Source organism: Streptomyces sp. NPDC051561 (assembly GCF_044454195.1).
Lineage (GTDB): Bacteria > Actinomycetota > Actinomycetes > Streptomycetales > Streptomycetaceae > Streptomyces.
Genome location: NZ_JBITDM010000003.1, coordinates 64,149 through 84,534 on the forward strand (window position 1 = coordinate 64,149; position 20,386 = coordinate 84,534).

General features: G+C 71.1%; 20 protein-coding genes. 6 read left to right on the top strand and 14 right to left on the bottom strand.

Translation table 11 applies throughout. The features are described from left to right. Positions 1-57: 57 nt before the first annotated feature. Entirely contained in the window at positions 58-540 is a 483-nt protein-coding gene (gene bfr, locus ACIA73_RS08305) for a bacterioferritin (RefSeq protein ID WP_399437544.1), read from the top strand. 43 nt (positions 541-583) lie between these two features. Here bfr and ACIA73_RS08310 read toward each other — a convergent pair whose 3' ends face one another. Both ACIA73_RS08310 and ACIA73_RS08315 read right to left on the bottom strand, forming a co-directional pair. After that, complete coding sequence (locus ACIA73_RS08310; protein WP_399437545.1) at positions 584-826, bottom strand: bacterioferritin-associated ferredoxin; 243 nt, start codon at positions 824-826, stop codon at positions 584-586. A gap of 176 nt (positions 827-1,002) precedes the next feature. Next, positions 1,003-2,355: a class II 3-deoxy-7-phosphoheptulonate synthase gene (locus ACIA73_RS08315; RefSeq protein ID WP_399437546.1), complete on the bottom strand. Its 1,353-nt coding sequence runs from the start codon at positions 2,353-2,355 to the stop codon at positions 1,003-1,005. A gap of 127 nt (positions 2,356-2,482) precedes the next feature. Here ACIA73_RS08315 and ACIA73_RS08320 point away from each other — a divergent pair, with 127 nt between their 5' ends. Both ACIA73_RS08320 and ACIA73_RS08325 read left to right on the top strand, forming a co-directional pair. Continuing rightward, positions 2,483-2,551, top strand: coding sequence for a trp operon leader peptide (locus ACIA73_RS08320; protein ID WP_399438019.1), 69 nt, complete (start codon positions 2,483-2,485; stop codon positions 2,549-2,551). Positions 2,552-2,659: 108 nt separating this feature from the next. Further along, positions 2,660-4,600, top strand: a complete 1,941-nt coding sequence (locus ACIA73_RS08325) for an anthranilate synthase family protein (protein WP_399437547.1) — start codon at positions 2,660-2,662, stop codon at positions 4,598-4,600. Positions 4,601-4,607: 7 nt separating this feature from the next. Here ACIA73_RS08325 and ACIA73_RS08330 read toward each other — a convergent pair whose 3' ends face one another. The 5 genes from ACIA73_RS08330 to ACIA73_RS08350 all read right to left on the bottom strand — a co-directional run bounded on the left by ACIA73_RS08330 (position 4,608) and on the right by ACIA73_RS08350 (position 9,795). Continuing rightward, a complete protein-coding gene (locus ACIA73_RS08330) occupies positions 4,608-5,612 on the bottom strand; it encodes a 2-hydroxyacid dehydrogenase (protein ID WP_399437548.1) in 1,005 nt (334 codons plus the stop codon). Positions 5,613-5,767: 155 nt separating this feature from the next. Continuing rightward, entirely contained in the window at positions 5,768-6,802 is a 1,035-nt protein-coding gene (locus ACIA73_RS08335; protein ID WP_399438020.1) for a 6-phosphofructokinase, read from the bottom strand. A 131-nt stretch (positions 6,803-6,933) separates the two neighbouring features. Next, positions 6,934-7,578: a response regulator gene (locus tag ACIA73_RS08340; RefSeq protein ID WP_399438021.1), complete on the bottom strand. Its 645-nt coding sequence runs from the start codon at positions 7,576-7,578 to the stop codon at positions 6,934-6,936. 101 nt (positions 7,579-7,679) lie between these two features. Continuing rightward, positions 7,680-8,894, bottom strand: coding sequence for a MacS family sensor histidine kinase (gene macS / locus ACIA73_RS08345; protein WP_399437549.1), 1,215 nt, complete (start codon positions 8,892-8,894; stop codon positions 7,680-7,682). 112 nt (positions 8,895-9,006) lie between these two features. Continuing rightward, positions 9,007-9,795 (bottom strand): lysophospholipid acyltransferase family protein, encoded by a 789-nt coding sequence (locus ACIA73_RS08350; protein ID WP_399438022.1) that lies wholly within the window; start codon positions 9,793-9,795, stop codon positions 9,007-9,009. Positions 9,796-10,073: 278 nt separating this feature from the next. On the opposite strand from ACIA73_RS08350, the gene ACIA73_RS08355 reads away from it, so the two are divergent. Beyond that, a complete protein-coding gene (locus ACIA73_RS08355; RefSeq protein WP_399438023.1) occupies positions 10,074-10,853 on the top strand; it encodes an alpha/beta hydrolase in 780 nt (259 codons plus the stop codon). Then, positions 10,846-11,517 carry a hypothetical protein gene (locus tag ACIA73_RS08360; RefSeq protein WP_399437550.1) on the top strand — a complete coding sequence of 224 codons (672 nt, stop codon included), beginning with the start codon at positions 10,846-10,848 and terminating at the stop codon, positions 11,515-11,517. Before ACIA73_RS08355 ends, ACIA73_RS08360 begins: the two co-directional genes overlap by 8 nt. Before the next feature lie 107 nt (positions 11,518-11,624). Here the strand turns inward: ACIA73_RS08360 and ACIA73_RS08365 are convergent, their stop codons facing one another. From ACIA73_RS08365 to ACIA73_RS08390, 6 genes are all read right to left on the bottom strand, one after another. After that, on the bottom strand, positions 11,625-12,380 hold the full coding sequence (locus tag ACIA73_RS08365; RefSeq protein ID WP_399437551.1) for an endonuclease/exonuclease/phosphatase family protein: 756 nt from the start codon (positions 12,378-12,380) through the stop codon (positions 11,625-11,627). A gap of 160 nt (positions 12,381-12,540) precedes the next feature. Continuing rightward, positions 12,541-13,482 (bottom strand): ROK family glucokinase, encoded by a 942-nt coding sequence (locus ACIA73_RS08370; protein ID WP_399437552.1) that lies wholly within the window; start codon positions 13,480-13,482, stop codon positions 12,541-12,543. Positions 13,483-13,559: 77 nt separating this feature from the next. Then, entirely contained in the window at positions 13,560-14,162 is a 603-nt protein-coding gene (locus ACIA73_RS08375; protein ID WP_399437553.1) for a DUF5304 domain-containing protein, read from the bottom strand. Between the two features lie 174 nt (positions 14,163-14,336). Continuing rightward, positions 14,337-15,536, bottom strand: a complete 1,200-nt coding sequence (locus ACIA73_RS08380; protein ID WP_399437554.1) for an ArsA family ATPase — start codon at positions 15,534-15,536, stop codon at positions 14,337-14,339. 42 nt (positions 15,537-15,578) lie between these two features. Then, the gene (locus ACIA73_RS08385; RefSeq protein ID WP_399437555.1) at positions 15,579-16,025 is read right to left on the bottom strand and encodes an SRPBCC family protein; all 447 of its coding nucleotides are present in this window, start codon (positions 16,023-16,025) and stop codon (positions 15,579-15,581) included. 126 nt (positions 16,026-16,151) lie between these two features. Continuing rightward, positions 16,152-16,916 carry a metallophosphoesterase gene (locus tag ACIA73_RS08390; protein WP_399438024.1) on the bottom strand — a complete coding sequence of 255 codons (765 nt, stop codon included), beginning with the start codon at positions 16,914-16,916 and terminating at the stop codon, positions 16,152-16,154. A 321-nt stretch (positions 16,917-17,237) separates the two neighbouring features. Here ACIA73_RS08390 and ACIA73_RS08395 point away from each other — a divergent pair, with 321 nt between their 5' ends. Then, a complete protein-coding gene (locus ACIA73_RS08395) occupies positions 17,238-19,034 on the top strand; it encodes an AMP-dependent synthetase/ligase (RefSeq protein WP_399437556.1) in 1,797 nt (598 codons plus the stop codon). A 131-nt stretch (positions 19,035-19,165) separates the two neighbouring features. Here the strand turns inward: ACIA73_RS08395 and ACIA73_RS08400 are convergent, their stop codons facing one another. Then, entirely contained in the window at positions 19,166-20,308 is a 1,143-nt protein-coding gene (locus ACIA73_RS08400; protein ID WP_399437557.1) for a glycosyltransferase family 4 protein, read from the bottom strand. Between the last annotated feature and the right edge of the window lie 78 nt (positions 20,309-20,386).

Sequence of the window (20,386 nt, forward strand, 5' to 3'; positions counted from 1 at the left end):
GATGCGGTGCAAAGATGCGCGCAATCTGCCCGCCACACCCCTGGAAGGAACCCCGCGATGCAGGGCGACCCCGAGGTCATTGAATTTCTCAACGAGCAGCTGACCGCCGAACTGACGGCGATCAACCAGTACTTCCTCCACGCGAAGATGCAGGACAACTTCGGCTGGACCAAGCTCGCGAAGTACACGCGCGCCGAGTCCTTCGACGAGATGAAGCACGCGGAGATCCTTACCGACCGGATTCTGTTCCTGGAGGGCCTGCCCAACTACCAAAGGCTCTTCCACGTGCGGATCGGTCAGACGGTGACCGAGATGTTCCAGGCGGACCGGCAGATCGAGGTCGAGGCGATCGACCGCCTCAAGCGCGGCGCCGAGGTCATGCGCGGCAAGGGCGACATCACCTCGGCCAAGCTCTTCGAGGACATCCTGGCGGACGAGGAGCACCACATCGACTACCTCGACACCCAGCTGGAGCTGGTCGAGAAGCTCGGTGAGCCGCTCTACATCGCCCAGCTCATCGAGCAGCCGAGCGAGGCGTAGGCAGCCTCTTCCGGGAGGACTCCTCCTGGATGCTCCGGTGGGTTCAGGCGGCTTCGCCGAGGACCTGGTCCGCGCCGATTTCGGCGGCCACGATCTCGCGCTGCGCGATCTGCTCCCGTCGCGGGCAGGCGCCCCGGCCGAGCAGGCCCTGGATCGTGCGGACGCAGTTCCCGCAGTCCGTGCCGGCCTTGGTGACGGAGGCTATCTGGCGCGGAGTGCATGCTCCGTCGGCGGCGTGGGACTTGATCTGCTGGTCGGTCACGCCGAAGCAGGAGCAGACGAACACGCGGACACCTCGATCCCACAGCCACGACGCCACAACCGGGAAACCCCACGGTCAGGTAAACCTAACCTTACCCGTGGCGCCGTGCACGGGAAACCCCCGGAACGCCTGTGGGGCACGGATCACAAGGATCCGTGCCCCACAGTCATGCGTGAGCCACTCGTGCGTACGGCAGGTGCTTACTGGTCGCGGTACATCTCCGCCACCAGGAACGCCAGGTCCAGCGACTGGCTGCGGTTGAGACGCGGGTCGCAGGCCGTCTCGTAGCGCTGGTGCAGGTCGTCGACGAAGATCTCGTCGCCGCCGCCCACGCACTCGGTGACGTCGTCACCGGTGAGCTCGACGTGGATGCCGCCCGGGTGGGTGCCCAGGCCCTTGTGGACCTCGAAGAAGCCCTTGACCTCGTCGAGCACGTCGTCGAAGCGCCGGGTCTTGTGGCCGGAGGCCGCCTCGTAGGTGTTGCCGTGCATCGGGTCGGTGATCCAGGCGACGGTGGCACCGGACGCGGTGACCTTCTCGACCAGCTCGGGCAGCTTGTCGCGGACCTTGTCCGCGCCCATCCGCACGATGAAGGTCAGCCGGCCGGGCTCGCGCTCGGGGTCCAGCTTGTCGATGTAGCCGAGCGCCTCGTCGACCGTGGTCGTCGGGCCGAGCTTGATGCCGATCGGGTTGCGGATCCGGGAGGCGAACTCGATGTGCGCGCCGTCCATCTGGCGGGTGCGCTCACCGATCCAGACCATGTGGCCCGAGGTGTCGTAGAGGGTGCCGGTGCGGGAGTCCACGCGGGTCAGCGCGGCTTCGTAGTCCAGCAGCAGTGCCTCGTGGGAGGCGTAGAACTCCACCGTGCGGAACTCGGCCGGGTCGGTCCCGGCGGCCTTCATGAAGTTCAGCGCGTTGTCGATCTCGCGGGCGAGCTGCTCGTAACGCTGGCCGGACGGCGAGGACTTCACGAAGTCCTGGTTCCAGGCGTGCACCTGGCGCAGGTCGGCGTAGCCACCGGTGGTGAAGGCACGCACCAGGTTGAGCGTCGAGGCGGAGGCGTTGTACATCCGCTTCAGGCGCTCGGGGTCCGGGATGCGGGCCTCTTCGGTGAAGGCGAAACCATTCACCGAGTCGCCCCGGTACGTCGGCAGGGTCACGCCGTCGCGGGTCTCGGTGCCCTTGGAGCGGGGCTTGCTGTACTGCCCGGCAATGCGGCCCACCTTGACGACGGGCACCGATGCGGCGTACGTCAGCACCGCGCCCATCTGCAGGAGGGTCTTCAGCTTGTTGCGGATGTGGTCGGCAGAAACGGCGTCGAAGGCCTCGGCGCAGTCGCCGCCCTGGAGCAGGAACGCCTCGCCCTTGGCGACGGCTCCCAGTCGGGCGCGCAGCTGGTCGCACTCACCCGCAAAGACGAGCGGCGGATACGATTCGAGGTCCGCGACAACCTCGCGCAGCGCCTCGGCATCGGGGTACTCGGGCTGCTGCGCCGCAGGAAGGTCGCGCCAGGTGTTGCCACCCTCAGGGGTGGTCTTCGCGTTCACGGTCACTCGGCCAGCCTACGGGGTGACCAGGTGTGCTCCGTGCCGCGCTCACAAGATGAGACGCCGGATCCCCGGACGGGGCCGACCGCCGGTGTGCCTCCGCACGCCGCGTGTTTCGGGTAGGGTCCGCCTCATGTTCGCGCAGACCCGTACGACCCAGATCCAGAACTGGTGGTGGACCGCTCATCCGGCGGCCCACTGATCGCGCGTACATCCACTTCACGCCGAGGCCGCCCCAGGAGGGCGGCCTTTCTGTATCTCCCGGCCGTTCCTCCCCGGATGTCGCCCGACTCCCGGAAGGAACCACCCGATGCACCCCGCGACCCTGATCAGCAGGCTGCTCGACGCCGACTGCCCGCCCTTCGCCCTGCTCCGCCGCCGCACCCCGGGCCGGGACCACGACACCGTCGAGGTGCTGATCGGGGCGGTGCACGAGGCGGAGCGGCTGGCCGACCTCCCCGACGGCGGGGACGGGCGGCCGGTCCTCGCGCTCGTACCGTTCCGGCAGATCAGGGAGCGCGGCTTCCAGGTGCGCGACGACGGGACGCCGCTGAGCGTGCTGGTCGCGGACGAGACGTACGAGCTGGCTCTGGACGAGGTGCTGGCGGCGCTGCCGGCGCACCAGGTGCGGGTGGAGGGCGGCTCCTTCGACGTCGAGGACGAGGAGTACGCGGGGATCGTTCAACGTGTGATCGATTCTGAGATCGGACGGGGGGAAGGCGCGAACTTCGTCATCAGGCGTACGTACACGGGCGAGATCCCTGGCTTCGGCAGGGCCGACGCCCTCGCCCTGTTCCGGCGGCTGCTGGCCGGTGAGCGGGGTGCGTACTGGACGTACGTCGTGCACACCGGGGATCAGCGCGGGACCGAAGGGACCGCCCCGCAGGGGCGGGAGACGGGCGGCCGGGTGCTCGTCGGCGCCAGCCCCGAGGTGCACGTCCGGATGTCCGGCGGGACGGTCGTGATGAACCCCATCAGCGGCACCTACCGCTACCCGGCCGAGGGGCCGACCCCCGAGAGCCTGCTCGGCTTCCTCGACGACCCCAAGGAGACCGAGGAGCTCTCGATGGTGGTCGACGAGGAGCTCAAGATGATGTGCACGGTCGGCGACATGGGCGGGGTGGTGGTCGGGCCCCGGCTCAAGGAGATGGCCCATCTGGCGCACACCGAGTACGAGTTGCGGGGGCGCAGCTCGCTGGATGTGCGGGAGGTGCTGCGGGAGACCATGTTCGCGGCGACGGTCACCGGGTCGCCGGTGCAGAACGCCTGCCGGGTCATCGAGCGCCACGAGGCCGGCGGGCGGGGCTACTACGCGGGCGCGCTGGCCCTGATCGGCCGGGACGCGGCCGGCGGTCAGACCCTGGATTCGCCGATCCTGATCCGTACCGCCGACATCTCCCCCGCCGGCCGGCTCCGGGTGCCGGTCGGTGCCACCCTCGTACGGCACTCGGATCCCGCGTCCGAGGTGGCCGAGACGCATGCGAAGGCGGCGGGGGTGCTGGCCGCGCTGGGGGTACGTCCGGGGCGCCCCCGGCAGGAGTCGGCGCGGGCCCCGCTGGCCGACGACGCCCGGGTGCGGGCAGCGCTGGACGGGCGGCGGGCGGCGCTGGCGCCGTTCTGGCTGCGGATGCAGGAGCGGGTGGGGGTGCTGTCCGGGCATGCGCTGGTGGTGGACGCGGAGGACACGTTCACGGCGATGCTGGCGCATGTGCTGCGGGCGTCGGGGCTTGAGGTGACGGTGCGGCGGTACGACGCTCCCGGGACCGCTGAGGCGGCGCTGGCGCACGCAGGACCGGTGGTGCTGGGGCCGGGTCCTGGCAATCCGGCGGATGCGGACGATCCGAAGATGCGGGCGCTGCGCGCGCTGACCGAGGAGTTGCTGCGGGAGCACCGGCACGGGGTGCTGGGGGTGTGCCTGGGGCACGAGTTGATCGCGGCGGAACTGGGGCTGGGGATCGTGCGCAAGGCCGTGCCGTATCAGGGGGCGCAGGAGCGGATCGAGCTGTTCGGGGCGGAGCGGACGGTCGGGTTCTACAACAGTTTCACCGCCGTGTGCGGTCAGGCGGAGGCGGTGGAGCTGGCCGCGCACGGCATAGAGGTGGCGCGGGACGGTGTGACGGGTGAGGTGCACGGGCTGCGTGGCCCCGGTTTCGCCTCCGTGCAGTTCCATCCGGAGTCGGTGCTGAGCCTGGAGGGCGTGGAGGTGGTGCGGGAACTGCTGGCGGGGTTGCGCAGTGGGGTGCGGGGGTGACCGGCGGTTATCCCGCCGAGGGGACCAGCACGTTCGGTCCCTGCCGTCCCGCTCCGTAGTCCGCCACGTTCTGCACGGTGGTCGCCACGATCTGGCCCACGGCGTCCACCGTGTAGTACGCCTGGTGCGAGGTCACCAGCACATTGGGGAAGGTGACCAGCCGGGCCAGGGTGTCGTCCTCGACGACCTCCAGGGACTTGTCGAGGAAGAAGAGGCCCGCCTCCGCCTCGTACACATCCAGCCCCACACCCGCGAAGCGACCGGCCCGCAACTCGTCGACCAGGGCGTCGGTGTCGATCAGGCCGCCCCGGCTGGAGTTGACGAGGATCGCGTCGTCCTTCATCAGGCGCAGGGTTGCCGCGTCGATCAGGTGGTGGGTGGAGGGCAGCAGGGGGACGTGCAGGCTGATCACGTCGGAGGAGGCGAAGAGCTCGGGCTTGTCGACGTAGCGCATGCCCAGCGCGGTGCAGGCGGGGTTCTCGGCGACGTCCCAGCCGAGCAGGTTCATGCCGAAGCCGTGCGCGATCCGGGTGAACGCCTCGCCGATCTTCCCGGTGCCCAGGACGCCCACCGTGCGGCCCCGCATGTCGCGTCCCATCAGGCCGTCCAGGCGGAAGTCGAAGTCCCGGGTGCGCCAGGCGGCGCGGACGACCCTGCGGTTGACCGCCATGGCCAGGGTCCAGGCGAATTCGGCGACGGAGTACGGGGAGTAGGAGGAGACCCGGGCGACGGTCAGCCCCAGCTCCCTTGCCACCTCCAGGTCGATGTTGTTGAAGCCGGTGGAGCGCTGGGCGATCATGCGTGTCCCACCGGCGGCGAGCGCGCGCAGCACCCCTTCGCCCAGGTCCGCGTTGACGCTGGTGCTGATGATCTCGTGGCCGGCCGCGATGGGCACGGTGTCCTCGGAGAGGAAGACGCTCAGGCAGCGGACGCCGTACGAGCCCTCCTGGGCGAAGGCCTCCTCGATCAGCGGCTGCTCGTCCGCCTGCACGCCGAATGCCAGGACATCCACGGGGTTCACCTCGTACCGAAGGAGCGATTTGCCGGATTGTGCCCGAATATACGGGCGCCTCCGCGACCCCGCCCCTCCGCCTCGTCCCCTCCGCCTCGGCCCCTCCCCTCACCCCCTCGGCTTCGCCCCTTCCGCCCCGTCCCTCCGCCCGGGTCCTACCCGAAGAAGTTCTCCGCCTCCTCGTACAGCGCGTCCGGCACCGTTTTCAGCGTCGCCGTCGCCTCCCCGATCGGCACCCGCACGATGTCCGTGCCGCGCAGCGCGACCATGGTCCCGAAGTCCCGCTCGTGCACCGCGTCGATCGCGTGCAGCCCGAAGCGGGTGGCCAGCCAGCGGTCGAAGGCACTGGGCGTACCGCCACGCTGGATGTGTCCGAGGACGGTCGTCCTGGCCTCCTTGCCCGTCCGCTTCTCGATCTCCTTCGCCAGCCACTCCCCCACGCCCGACAGCCGTACGTGCCCGAAGGAATCCAGCGTTCCGTCCTTCAGCACCATGTCGCCGTCCCGGGGCATGGCCCCCTCAGCGACCACCACTATCGGCGCGTACGAGGACCGGAAGCGGGAGGTGATCCAGCCGCAGACCTGCTCGATGTCGATGCGCCGCTCGGGGATCAGGATGACGTTGGCGCCGCCCGCGAGCCCGGAGTGCAGGGCGATCCAGCCGGAGTGCCGTCCCATCACCTCCACCACCAGGACCCGCATGTGGGACTCGGCGGTGGTGTGCAGCCGGTCGATGGCCTCGGTGGCGATGGAGACGGCGGTGTCGAAGCCGAAGGTGTAGTCGGTGGCGGAGAGGTCGTTGTCGATGGTTTTCGGTACGCCGACGCAGTTGATCCCGTACTCGCCCGAGAGCCGGGCGGCGACGCCGAGGGTGTCCTCGCCGCCGATCACGATGAGCGCCCCGACGTCGTGGCGGGCCATGGTCGCCTCGATCAGGCGTACCCCGTCCTCGCCCTCGGTGAGGGGGTTGGTGCGGGACGAGCCGAGGACGGTGCCGCCCCGGGGCAGGATGCCGCGGACGGTCTCGATGTTCAGGTTGACGGTGCGGTGGTCGTCCATCGCCCCGCGCCAGCCGTCCCGGAATCCGACGAATTCGTACCCGTAGTTCCGCACCCCGCGGCGGACCACGGCGCGGATGACCGCGTTGAGTCCCGGGCAGTCGCCGCCCCCGGTCAGTACTCCGACTCGCATGGCAGTGGTGGAAGTCAACTGAACTGTCCCTTCGCCGCACCGAGCTACTGGGACCCACCAAGCTAGGGCGCGCGCGGACGCGTCGTCGAGACCGCGTCCGCGCCTCGGCCCGGACGGCGCGGAGAGGGTTCTCAGGCGTCGTCGAGCCCGCGCTCTATCGCGTAGCGCACCAGCTCGACCCGGTTGTGCAGCTGGAGCTTGCCCAGGGTGTTCTGCACGTGGTTCTGCACGGTGCGGTGCGAGATGACCAGCCGTTCGGCGATCTGCTTGTACGAGAGCCCCTTGGCGACCAGTCGCAGCACCTCGGTCTCCCGGTCGGTGAGCTGCGGCGCCTTCGGCTCGTCGGAGGCCGCGGGCGCCGGGTCGGAGGCCAGCCTGCGGTACTCGCCGAGCACCAGCCCCGCCAGTCCCGGCGTGAAGACCGGGTCGCCCACGGCGGTGCGCCGCACCGCGTCGCACAGCTCCTCGGTGGACGCCGACTTCAGCAGATAGCCCGTCGCCCCGGACTTCACCGCCTCCAGTACGTCCACGTGCTCACCACTCGCCGACAGCACCAGCACCCGCAGCCTGGGATCGGCCCCCACCAGCTCCTTGCAGACCTGCACCCCCGGCATGCCCGGCAGATTGAGGTCGAGGACCAGCACGTCGGGTACGACGGCCTGGGCGCGGCGCACCGCCTGCGGCCCGTCCCCCGCGGTGGCGACCACGTCGAACCCGGCGGCGGCCAGGTCGCGGGCGACCGCGTCGCGCCACATCGGGTGGTCGTCGACCACCATCACCCTCGTCGCCGAGTCCCGCTGCGCACCGGTCACTTCCGGGGCCGTTTCCGAGGTCACCGCTGTTGTCCCCGCCGTCGTCACTTCTGCCGCCGCTTCACTCATCGCTTCACTTTCCCCCGTGGAACCTTCAGTTCAACTTCCGTGCCCTGCCCCGGGACCGAGAGGAGTTCGGCGCTCCCGCCCAGTTCTCGCAGCCGCCCGCGGATCGAGAGGGCGACACCCATCCGGCCCTCCCCCTCGGCCTGCGCCAGCCTGCCCTCGGGGATGCCGGGGCCGTCGTCCCGGACCGTCACGATCACTTCGTTCGGCTCGTCCTCGACCAGGATCCAGGCCTGGGCGCCCTCTCCCGCGTGCTTGCGGACATTGTCCAACGCGGCACTGACAGCGGCCGCGAGCTCCAGGGCCGCCGCCGGTTCGAGGGGCACCGGAGCGCCCGGTTCCGCGAAGGAGACCCGGGCACCGGCATGCGGGGCGAGCAGCGAGCGCAGGTCGACCGGACCGGTGTGCTCCACGCGCTCGTCCACCTCCACGCTCCGTACCACCGCACCCAGCAGGGCGTCCTCGGACGCCCTGCTGGTGGGCACCAGACCGCTGGAGACCAGGGTGCGCAGCGCGACCTCCTGCTCCCCCGCCATCCGGCCCAGCTCCGCCGCCTCGCCGCCGATCGCGGTGCCCCGGCGCTGCACCATGGCGAGCACCTGAAGGACGCTGTCGTGGATGTCGCGGGCCAGGCGTTCGCGCTCCCGGGTGGCGGCCTCGATCTCCAGGGCGCGGGCGAGGGTCCGCTCGGAGGCGCGGGCGACCTCGACGACGTATCCGATGGCGATGGAGGCGATCCAGACCAGCAGCACGTTGTGCAGGGTGTCCCGGCTGGGGGTGCCGCGCTCGACCAGGTTGGCGGCGGCGACCAGCGAGGAGGCGAAGGCCGCCCAGCGCCAGCCGCCCTTGATGGCGTACGCGAGGACGGAGCCGGCGGCCCAGATGGTCGGCAGGGTCGGCCCGTCGATCAGCTGCGCCTGGAAGTTGGCGAGCGGGGTCAGCAGGATGCCGACCAGGGCGACGGTGAGATCGATGCCGAGGAAGCGCTTGGTGCAGTTGGCCGCGTTCGCCACCTTGGGCAGCGTGACCAGCGTCCAGAGCGCCATCACCGACAGATAGGAGACGGCCACCCAGGGACGTTCGAACTCGTCCCTGGTGACCACGAAGAGCCCCACGGCGTACAGCATCGTGAGCACCCGGTAGCCGGTCAGCGCACGCCACAGCGGCTGCTCCACCGACATCCGTACGACCCGCTCGCGCTGGGCCTTGGCCATGTTTCCCCACCCCTGGACGGACGACACCACATCACCTTCGGGCCGAACGACGCGGCCCGCCCCCGGATCCGTTCCGTCCGCCCCCGATTTACCGGCCCCTTCGGGCCCGGAACTACTCCGCCTTCTCGGCCTCCGCCCTGGCCGCCTCGGCCTTGGCGGACTTCTCCAGCTCGGCGTGCGCGGCCTTCTCGGCCTTCTCCAGTTCGGCCTTCTCCGCCTTGGCCGCCTTCTCCGCGTCCGCGATCTGCCGCTTGGCGGCGGTGGCGTAGACGTCGACGTACTCCTGACCGGAGAGTTTCATGATCTCGTACATGACCTCGTCGGTCACCGAGCGCAGGATGAAGCGGTCGCCGTCCATGCCGTGGTAACGGCTGAAGTCGAGCGGCTTGCCGATCCGGATGCCCGGGCGCATCAGCTTGGGGACGACCTTGCCGGGCGGCTGGATCTTCTCCGTGTCGATCATCGCGACCGGGATCACCGGGGCACCGGTGGCCAGCGCGACGCGCGCCAGCCCGCCGGGCTTGCCGCGGTAGAGGCGGCCGTCCGGGGAGCGGGTGCCCTCCGGGTAGATGCCGAACAGGCCGCCGTTCTCGACGACCTCGATGCCCGCCTTGATCGCCGCCTCTCCGGCGCCGCGGGCGCCCGAGCGGTCGACCGGGAGCTGGCCGACGCCCTTGAAGAAGGCGGCGGTGAGCTTGCCCTTCACACCCGGCGAGGTGAAGTACTCCGCCTTGGCGATGAAGGTGACCTTCCGGTCCAGCACGGCCGGCAGGAAGAAGGAGTCCGAGAAGGACAGATGGTTGCTCGCGAGGATCGCCGGCCCGTCCGCGGGGATGTTTTCGAGGCCCTCCACCCAGGGCCTGAAGGCGAGCTTCAGGGACCCTCCGATGGAGAACTTCATTGCGCCGTAGATCAACGTGTGCCTTCCCTTGTCCGTCGAAAAGACCTTAACCCGTGGGCGGCCTGCGCTCTCGCCCACGTATCGGGCCGTTGCGCCGCGGTCGCGGCCCTCTCGCGGGAGGCCCTGCGGACCTGGTCGGTGTCGGTCCGGTCGCGTACGGTGAAGGCATCCTTGAGGCCTGTCCCGAGGCCGCCTTTTCCGCGAGCACAGCGTGCCCTCATGGGCCCCCGCCCTTGAGTACCGCCCTTGAGCCCCGCCTTCACGAACAGGAGACCCAGGTGCCGGTCCTCCCCGGAGCCGAGCCGTTCCGCCACGAGGGCGGAGAGGTCGGCGTCCTTCTCTGTCACGGTTTCACCGGTTCCCCGCAGTCGCTGCGCCCCTGGGCCGACTATCTGGCCGAGCGGGGGCTGACGGTGTCGCTGCCGCTGCTGCCCGGCCACGGCACCCGGTGGCAGGACATGCAGCTCACCGGCTGGCAGGACTGGTACGCGGAGGTGGACCGCGAACTGCGCGCCCTGCTCGCGCGGTGCAGCCAGGTTTTCGTCTTCGGCCTCTCCATGGGCGGCGCGCTCACCCTGCGGCTGGCCGCCAAGCACGGTGACGCGGTCAGCGGCATCGTGCTGGTGAACCCGGGGAACAAGGTCCACGGCCTGGCCGCGCACGCGCTGCCGGTCCTGCGTCATCTCGTACCCACGACCAGGGGAGTGTCCGACGACATCGCCCTGGAGGGGTCCCACGAGGTGGGCTACACCCGGGTGCCGCTGCACGCGGCGCACTCCCTGCGCAACTTCTTCCGGCAGGTCGACGGCGAACTGCCACAGGTGACCCAGCCGGTGCTGCTGCTGCACAGCCCGCAGGACCATGTGGTCCCGCCGGCCGACTCGGCGCGGATCCTGGGCCGGGTCTCCTCGACGGACGTCACCGAGATCCTGCTGGAACAGAGCTACCACGTGGCGACGTTGGACCATGACGCGAAGCGGATTTTCGACGAGAGTTACGCGTTCATCGGCCGCCTCGCTCCGAGCGTCGGGAAGAAGGGGAGCACCACTGGTGGCTGAGCACAACGCGGAGCGCGCGGACCGCGAGGAGGAGCGGGAGCCGGAGACCACTCCCGCATCCCTCTCCCCCTCCTCGTCCTCCGGGGAGTCCCCGGAGGAGGGCGGCGGCACACCCCTGGACGAGAGCGCCGTCTGGGCGGCGATCGTGGCGGGGTACGGGGACGAGCCCCCGGACCCGCCCGGGGCGAAGCCGTTCAAGTCGGTGGAGGACCTGGCTCGGATGGAGGGCGAGGTCAACGGGGACGGACCGGCCAAGTCCGGTTCCCAGGAGCCCTCCTCGAAGGAGCCCTCGGACGAGCGGCCGCTGGGCAGTTCGGTGGTGTTCGCCCCGGGGGTCGGTACGGGCGGCGGCGCCTCCGGGCCCCGGGACTACCAGCCCACCGAGGCCAAGGACGACGACCTCGACGCCTCCGACGAGGGCCACTTCGTCCCCCCGGACCCCGACCTCCCGGAAGCCGACGTGACCTCCAAGTTCGCCTGGCTGGCGGTGGTCGGCGGCCCGCTGCTGATGCTGCTCGCGGTCGTCCTCGGCTGGGACATGACCTGGTGGATCCAGGTCCTGGGCATCGGCGGCTTCCTGGGCGGCTTCGGCACTCTGGTGGCCCGTATGGCCCACGGCGGGGACGAGGACGAGGAGGACCCGGGACGGGGGGCGGTGGTCTGAGGGTGCGGGGGCGCGGCGGGAACCTTCAGGGGCTTGGTGGTTGCTCGCTCAGTGCCCCGCGCCCCTGAAGGGGGCGCGGGGCACTGTCCCGGTTCCGGGAAGGGGAATCAGTCCGCCGCCGGCACCCGCACCGCCGCCAGCACCGGCAGATGATCCGTGGCCGCCCGCACATCCGCCTTCCCCAGCCCCTGCGGCACCCCGCACCCCAGCACCTCCACACCCCCCGTCGCGAACACCGCGTCGATCCGCTGGAACGGCCGCTCCGGCACGGACGTGAACTCACCGCCCCACGGCCGCACCGCCCAGCAGTCCTGAAGCTCCCCGGCCAGTAGCCGGAACGCCCGCCCGTCCGGACGGTCATTGAGGTCCCCGCCCGCGACGACGTGCCGCACCCCCGCCGCCCGCATCACCTCCACCTGCTCCAGCAACAGCTCCGCCTGCGCGTACCGTTCCTTGGCCTGCAGACTCAAGTGGCAGCTCAGCACCCCGAGTCGGGCACCCCCGATCCGCACCACCGCCGTCGCGAACCCCCGCTGATGCAGCCCCGGCGTGCGAGGCAGCAGCACGTCCTCGGTCCGCTCGACGGTCGCCCGCAGCGAGCACAGCAGCATCGGCCCCGCCGCCGTCGCACCCCCGCCGAGCACCACCAGATCACTGTGCGCGGCCAGCCAGGCGGCCTTCTTGCGCCAGCGGAAGAAGCGCGGCGCCTCCTGGATCAGCACCAGATCGGGCTCGCAGGCCCGGATCACCCGGGCCAGCGCCTCGCGGTCGTCGCGCAGGGAACGGATGTTGTACGAGAGGACGCGGACCACGGCCGAGCCGTCGGGTTCCGTGAGGGAAGAGGGCAGGGGATCGGTCGCCATGCGGCCCAACATAGACCGGTGCCCGCCGCCTCCCCAGTGGGACGCGACGGGCACCGTACGACCAGCGGGCCGAACTCGGCCCCGGCGGACCAGGTCTCGGCCACAGCTGACCAGGTCTCAGCCCCGGCGGACCAGCTCTCGGCCCCCGGCGGATGCGGCCTCAGCCCTGGCGGGCCAGGTCCGCCGCGCCGACCAGTCCGGCCTTGCCGCCCAGCTGGGCGGCCAGCACCTGCGCGTGCGGCCGCCACTGGCCGCCGATCAGCCAGCGGCGGAAGGACTTGCGGATCGGGTCGAGCACCAGCTCGCCCTCGTCCGAGACGCCGCCGCCGACGATGAAGGCGGACGGGTCGAAGAGCGAGGCGAGGTCGGCGAGACCGGCACCGGCCCAGCGGGCCAGCTCGCGGAAGGAGTCGACCGCGACCGGGTCGCCCTGCCGGGCGGCGGCGCTGACGTGCTTGCCCTCGATGCCTTCGACCGTGCCGTCGCCGAGGGCGAGCAGGATCTCGGCGTTCTCGGGGGTGGCGTTGGCGCGCTGGCGGGCGTACCGGACGAGCGCGCGCCCCGAGGCGTACTGCTCCCAGCAGCCCTGACTGCCGCAGCCGCACAGCAGACCGTCCGGGACGACCCGGATGTGGCCGAACTCGGCGGCCACGCCGAAGCGTCCGCGACGCAGCTTGTTGCCGATGATGATGCCGCCGCCGAGGCCGGTGCCGAGCGTGATGCAGATGACGTCCTCGTGGCCCTTGCCGGCCCCGAACTTGTACTCGCCCCAGGCTGCCGCGTTGGCGTCGTTCTCGACGACGACCGGCAGGCCGACGCGCTGCTCGACCTTGTCCTTGAGCGGCTCGTGACGCCAGTTGATGTTCGGGGCGAAGAGCACGGTGGCGCGCTTGTCGTCGACGTAACCCGCCGCGCCGATGCCGACAGCCTCGATGGTGTGGCCGGTGCTCACCTCGGAGACCGCCGCGGAGATCGCGTCGACCATCTCCTCGGGAGTCTGCGGTGTCTTCACCTTGTACGTCTCAAGGATCTGTCCGTCTTCGTCGACCACTCCGGCCGCGATCTTCGTGCCGCCGATGTCGACGCCGATGGTGAGTCCCATGAGTCCCTCAGTTTTAGGTCGAGCCCCGCTCGGAGCCGGAGACAGGCTCCGAGGGCCACCGTACCCGAGGAGGGCCCTCAGTCGAGGTCGATGTGTTCACCTTTTGAACGGTCATCGGGGTCATCCGGGCCGCCTTGCGATGACTTGGGCGCTTTGTCCGTACGATCTGCGCTCTGTGCAGGATCAGCGGAATCCCGCGTCCAGCGCTGTTCGTGTCCGGCGACCACCGACCGGTATGCCGCAAGAAGCTCATTTCCTGCGGCCGCGAGGTGGTCGAAGACCTGAGGGTTGCGTTCCACCACCGGCTCGACGACCGCCTTCGCCTGCTGAACGAACTGCTTGGCGACCCCCTGTGCCGCCATCCCGAGCAGCGGCGACTGGAGCGAGGACACCTTGTCGGCGACGGCGTCCATCAGCCGGCGCAGTTCCTCGGCGGCGGAGCCGGGCTGCGGTCCGTACTGGGAGCGACGCCGGGCCCGTTCGGCGGCGAGGTCCTCCTCGCAGGCGGCCGACCAGGCGTCGGGGTCGTGGTCGTGACCGGCGAAGTCACCGCCGGTGGAGTCACGGCCGGTCGAGTCACGGCCGGTCGAGTCGTCGACCCGGGAGTCGTTGGCCTCGGGGTCGTGGGCCTTGGAGTCGTGGGCCGCGGACTCGTCGGGGCGGTCGGTGGCTTCGCTCATGGCGCACTCCTGCGACGCGGGGTGAGGGTTCGGGGACGTACCCCCTCGACGTTACCCGAACAGTGGTACGTGGTTCATGGCCTCGCCACCTTGTCCCGCACGCCGCGAACCCCGTGCCCGGTGCGCCGCGAACCCGAGTCGCGCACACCGCGGACCCCGTGTCCCGCACCGCCCTCAGCACCCCTGCGGCCACAGCCCCGGGTCCGGTGCGAAGCGCACCCGCAGCACCCCGTCGTTGAGCGCCGCCCCGGAGACCGTGCAGCGGCGCAGCGCGGAGGGCAGCGGCAGAATCCGGCGGAACTCCCCCGCGGTCAGGACGAGTTCGTCCCCGCGCCGGACCAGGCCCAGCTCGCTCTTGACCGCGCCCGGCAGCGGCAGGTGCCACACCAGCACCCCGTCCTCGGCGAGCCGGTCCTCGACCGTCCGCTCCGGGAGGCCCACGCCCCCTCCCCCGTACGGCAGTTCCCGGGCGAGCAGCCCCAACTCCTCTACGCCACGCGGCTCGTGCCCCAGATGCGGCACCTCCCGGACCGTGCCGGAGCCCTCCCGGAGTTCCTTGAGGTGGGTCTGCTGGCGGCCGGAGAGGCCCGCGAGCCAGGGGTCCTGGGAGGCGGTCGGCAGCACCCGGTTGGCGACCACCGACTCCAGTGCGATGCCGTGCAGGGCCAGGCCGAGCCGGGCGGTGCGTACGGCGTCGGCGGCGGCCGGTCCCGGCTCGACGACCAGCCGCACCGAGAGCGCGGGGCTCTCCACCACGGCCTGGGTGGCGGCCAGTTCGGCCTCCCAGCGAGCGGTCGTCCCGTACAGCCACTGCGCGGGCATCGGCACCCCGGCCAGCTGCGCCAGCATCGGCCGCAGCGAACGGGCCGCCTGCCGCTCCGGCGGCAGCAGCCGCCGCAGATAGCGGCGCAGCTGCCCCGGCAGGGCGAGCGTGGAGAGCGCGGTGTGCGTGGGCGGCATGTCAACGACGACCAGGTCGTACGCCGTGGTGGCGGTCGGCACCCCGGCCGCGGTCCGCAGGGCCCGCAGCAGCGCCAGGGGCTCGCTGCCCGGCAGTTCGGTGAGTTCGTCGGCGTTCAGGGAACTGGCGCCGAGCAGGTCCAGGGCGGTGGCGGCACGCTCCTGGAGGGCGAGCAGTTCGGTGCGGAAGTCCGCGGCGGAGTCGATGCGCGCGACCAGGAGTCCGGGCGCCGCCTCCTGGGGTCCGGGGCCGACGGATATCCCGAGGGCCGCGCCGAGGGTGTCCCCCCGGTCGGTGCCGAGGAGCAGCACCCGCGCGCCCGCACGGGCGGCGGCCAGCGCGGTCGCCGCGGCGACCGTGCTGCGGCCCGCGCCTCCGGGGCCCGTGACGAGGATCGTCCGTACCGCACTCACCACGAGACCCCCGGCCCCTGACCCGTCCGCCCGTCCCCGGTCCTAGCCCTTGGGCCCGGACTCGACGCGCTTCTTGAGCCCGGCCAGCGCACGGTCGATGATGACCTTCTCGGCCTTGCGCTTGATCATGCCGAGCATCGGGATCTTGACGTCGACGGTGAGCTGGTAGGTGACCTCGGTCGCCCCGCCGGCCGCGTGCTCCAGGCGGTACGAACCGTCCAGGGAGCGCAGCATCTGGGACTTCACCAGGGTCCAGCTGACCTCGTTGTCGCCCTTCCAGGTGTAGGCGAGGGTGTGGTCGTCCTTGATCGCACCGGCGTCGAGCACCAGGCGGACCTTCTCGGCACGGCCCTGGGCGTCGGTGGCGAGCACCTCGGCCTCCTTCACCTCGCCGGTCCAGTCCGGGTAGCGGGCGAAGTCCGCGATGACGGCCATGACGTCGGCCGGTGCAGCCTCGATGGTGATGCTAGAGCTGGTGTGTTCCGCCATCGCGATGGCTCCTCACGTCCGGACTAAAGGCTGCTGACTCGGCTCGCGGGCCGGCATGCGGATCCGGCGGGGATCCGGTGGGCCTGGCAGGTGCGCGCCGCGTGAAGGCTATCGTGACCGCCCCGCTCACCACTCCAGGGCCCATGGTCGGCCGGTGGAGGCGAAGTGCCCGACATTCACGCACTCGGTGGCGCCGACGCGCATCCGGCGGGCCAGCGGCTGGTGGACGTGGCCGAAGAGGGAGTAGCGCGGGCGGGTGCGGTGGATGGCGTCCAGCAGGGCGCGGCTGCCGCGCTCGAAGCGGCGCGCCACCGTGTCGTACACCAGCTCGGGCACCTCCGGCGGGATGTGCGTGCAGAGCACGTCGACCTCACCGAGCGCCTCGACCTTGGCCGCGTACTCCTCGTCGCTGATCTCGAAGGGCGTGTTCATGGGGGTCCTGAGCCCGCCGCCGACGAAGCCGAAGACCAGCCCGCCGATCTCCACCCGCTCCCCGTCCAGGACCTGGGTGCCGGGGCTCACCGTGCCCGGACCCGCGAAGTCCGGCCAGAGTGTGGGCATGTCGACATTCCCGTACGTCGCGTACGTCGGTGTGGGGAAGGCCGCGAACATCTCCCCGTACTGCTTGCGCACCGCCGCGTCGGTGGCCGCCCTGCGGTCCAGTCCCGCCCAGAGGCTGCGGCTCAGGTCGCGGGCCTCCTCGAAGCGGCGCTGGGTGCGCAGCTCGACGATCAGGTCGGCGTTCTCGGTGCCGAAGAGGTCGGGGAAGATGCCGCGCGAGTGGTCGGCGTAGTCCAGGAAGAGCACCAGGTCACCGAGGCAGATCAGGGCGTCGGCACCGTCGCCCGCACGGGCGAGGTCCGCCGCGTTCCCGTGCACGTCACTCACCACATGAACTCGCATGGTGATCAGCCTAGGACGCCGCCGGATCCCCCGGTAGGGGCGGTCACGGGCCAGGGGGCGGCCGGACCTGCGGTTACTTCCGAGTCGCCCGAAGTGTCGACTACTGTGCGGCGTGCACCGCCCGAGCAGTGTGACGCAGCGTACATCTGACCGGGACCCCCTATCGGGAACCTGGTACTGGTGGGTAACGTCCGGGCAGTCCAGTCGTGCTCATCCCCCACTGAGCACCTGCCCGACTTGGAGCCTGGGTCTCCACCCCGGCCGGCACACGCTGACGTGGCGACCGGTGCCTGATGAGGAGCAGCAGTCTTGCGCGAGTTCAGCCTTCCGGCTCTGTACGAGGTCCCTTCGGACGGCAATCTGACGGATCTCATCCGCCGCAATGCCGCTCAGCACCCCCACACCGCGGTCATGGGCCGCAAGGTCGCCGGGGCATGGACCGATGTCACCGCAACCCAGTTCCTGGCCGAGGTGCGAGCCGCCGCCAAGGGCCTGATCGCCGCCGGTATCGAGCCGGGCGACCGGGTCGCCCTGATGTCGCGCACCCGCTACGAGTGGGTGCTGCTCGACTTCGCGATCTGGAGCGCGGGCGCGGTGACCGTGCCGGTGTACGAGACCAGCTCCGCCGAGCAGGTCCAGTGGATCCTCGGCGACTCCGGCGCCAGGCTCGTGCTGGTGGAGTCCGACGCCCACCACGCCGCGGTCGCCTCGGTGCGGGCGAACCTGCCGGAGCTCACCGGTATCCGGCAGATCGACGCGGACGCGGTCGCCCTGCTGACGGCCGAGGGCGCGTCGGTCACCGACGAGCTCCTCGACCAGCGGATGTCCTCGGCCAACGCCGACGACCCCGCCACCATCGTCTACACCTCGGGCACCACCGGGCGCCCCAAGGGCTGTGTGCTCAGCCACCGCAGCTTCTTCGCGGAGTGCGGCAATGTGGTGGAGCGGCTGAAGCCGCTGTTCCGCACCGGTGAGTGCTCGGTGCTGCTGTTCCTCCCGGCGGCGCACGTCTTCGGCCGTCTGGTCGAGGTCGCCTCGGTGATGGCGCCGATCAAACTCGGCTGCGTACCGGACATCAAGAACCTCACCGATGAGCTGGCGTCCTTCAAGCCGACGCTGATCCTCGGCGTCCCCCGCGTCTTCGAGAAGGTCTACAACTCGGCGCGGGCCAAGGCGCAGGCCGACGGCAAGGGCAAGATCTTCGACAAGGCCGCCGACACGGCGATCGCCTACTCCCGCGCGCTCGGCACCCCGGAGGGTCCGGCGCTGGGCCTCAAGCTCAAGCACAAGGTCTTCGACAAGCTGGTCTTCTCCAAGCTGCGCGCGGTGCTCGGCGGCCGCGGCGAGTTCGCGATCTCCGGCGGCGCCCCGCTCGGCGAGCGCCTGGGCCACTTCTTCCGCGGTATCGGCTTCACGGTCCTGGAGGGCTACGGCCTTACGGAGTCCTGTGCGGCGACGGCCTTCAACCCGTGGGACCGCCAGAAGATCGGCACCGTCGGCCAGCCGCTCCCCGGCTCGGTCGTGCGCATCGCCGACGACGGCGAGGTGCTGCTGCACGGCGAGCACATCTTCACCGGCTACTGGAACAACCCGGCCGCCACCGCCGAGGCGCTGACCGACGGCTGGTTCCACACCGGTGACATCGGCACCCTCGACGAGGACGGCTACCTCGCGATCACCGGCCGCAAGAAAGAGATCATCGTCACGGCCGGCGGCAAGAACGTCGCCCCCGCCGTCATCGAGGACCGCATCCGGGCGCACGCCCTGGTCGCCGAGTGCATGGTGGTCGGCGACGGCCGCCCCTTCGTCGGCGCGCTGATCACCATCGACGAGGAGTTCCTGGGCCGCTGGGCCGATGACCACGGCAAGCCGGCCGGCTCCACGGCGGTCTCGCTGCGCGACGACGCGGACCTGCTGGCCACCGTGCAGAGTGCGGTGGACGACGGCAACGCGGCGGTCTCCAAGGCCGAGTCGGTACGCAAGTTCCGCATCCTGCCCACCCAGTTCACCGAGGAGGCGGGCCACATCACCCCGTCGCTGAAGCTGAAGCGCACCGTGGTGGCGAAGGACTTCGCGGACGAGATCGAGGCGATCTACGGGGCCTGAGCGGCCTGCCTGCCGTACGGCGTGACACCTGCCGTACGGACGTGAATCCCACGGTACGGACGTGAATCCCGCGGTACGGACGCGAAGGGGCGGCCTCCACCAGGAGGCCGCCCCTTCACCCGTACCACCCGCTAGAGCAGCTCCTTGAGCTTCTCGGCCAGCAGGTCCCAGCGCCACTTCTCCTCGACCCACTCGCGGCCCCGCCTGCCCATCCGCGCCCGGAGTTCGGGATCGTTCAACAAGGCGACGATCCTCTCGGCGGATTGTCCGGCGTCCCCACCGCGCACCACCCACCCCGTCTCCCCGTCGAGCACGGCGTCCGGCGCGCCCCCGGAGTCCCCCGCCACCACCGGCAGCCCGGTCGCGGAGGCCTCCAGGTAGACGATCCCGAGCCCCTCCACGTCCAGCCCGCCCCGCCGCGTCCGGCACGGCATCGCGAAGACGTCCCCGGCCCCGTAGTGCGCGGGCAGTTCCTCCCAGGGCACCGCCCCGGTGAACCGCACCGACTCCGCGACGCCGGTCCGCCCCGCCAGCTCGCGCAGCTCCTTCTCGTACGGTCCGCCGCCGACGATCAGCAGCACCGCGTCCGGCACCTCGCGCAGGATGAGCGGCATCGACTCGATCAGGGTGTCCTGCCCCTTGCGCGGCACCAGCCGGGACACGCAGACCACCACCGGCCGCTCCGTCAGCCCCAGCCGGGCCCGCACCGCGTCGCCGCCCGAGCCGGGGTGGAAGGTCTTCTCGTCGACCCCCGGCGGCAGTTGGACCATCCGCCCGGCCGCCTGTGGCGTCAACGCCGGGGCGATCCGCGAGCGCGTGTACTCACCCAGATAGGTGATCGTGTCCGTACCCTCGCCGATCCGCCCCAACAGCTGCCTGGCGGCCGGGAGCTGGGCCCAGCCCGCCTCATGGCCGTGGGTGGTCGCCACCAGCCGCCGGGCGCCCGCCCTGCGCAGTGCCGGAGCCATCAGCCCGAGCGGCGCCGCCGCCCCGAACCACACCGACGTGCAGCCGTGCTCCTTCAGCAACCGGGCCGCCCGCCGGGTCACCCGCGGCGTCGGCAGCAGCATCGTCGTCCGGTCGCGCACCACCGGGAAGGGCTGCTCGGCGTCGAAGGCGGCGGTGGCCTCCGCGCCCTCCTGCCCGCGCTTCCAGGTGGAGGCGTAGACAACGATGCTCCCGGGGTCCAGCCGCAGCGCCATGTTGTGCAGGAACGCCTGGATGCCGCCGGGGCGGGGCGGGAAGTCGTTGGTCACGATCAAGGTCTTGTCCATCGTGCCCGACAGTACCGGGCGGCCCCGCGTCATCGCCCTGGCACACACCTGCCCTGCATCATGTCCCTTCAGCGCAAA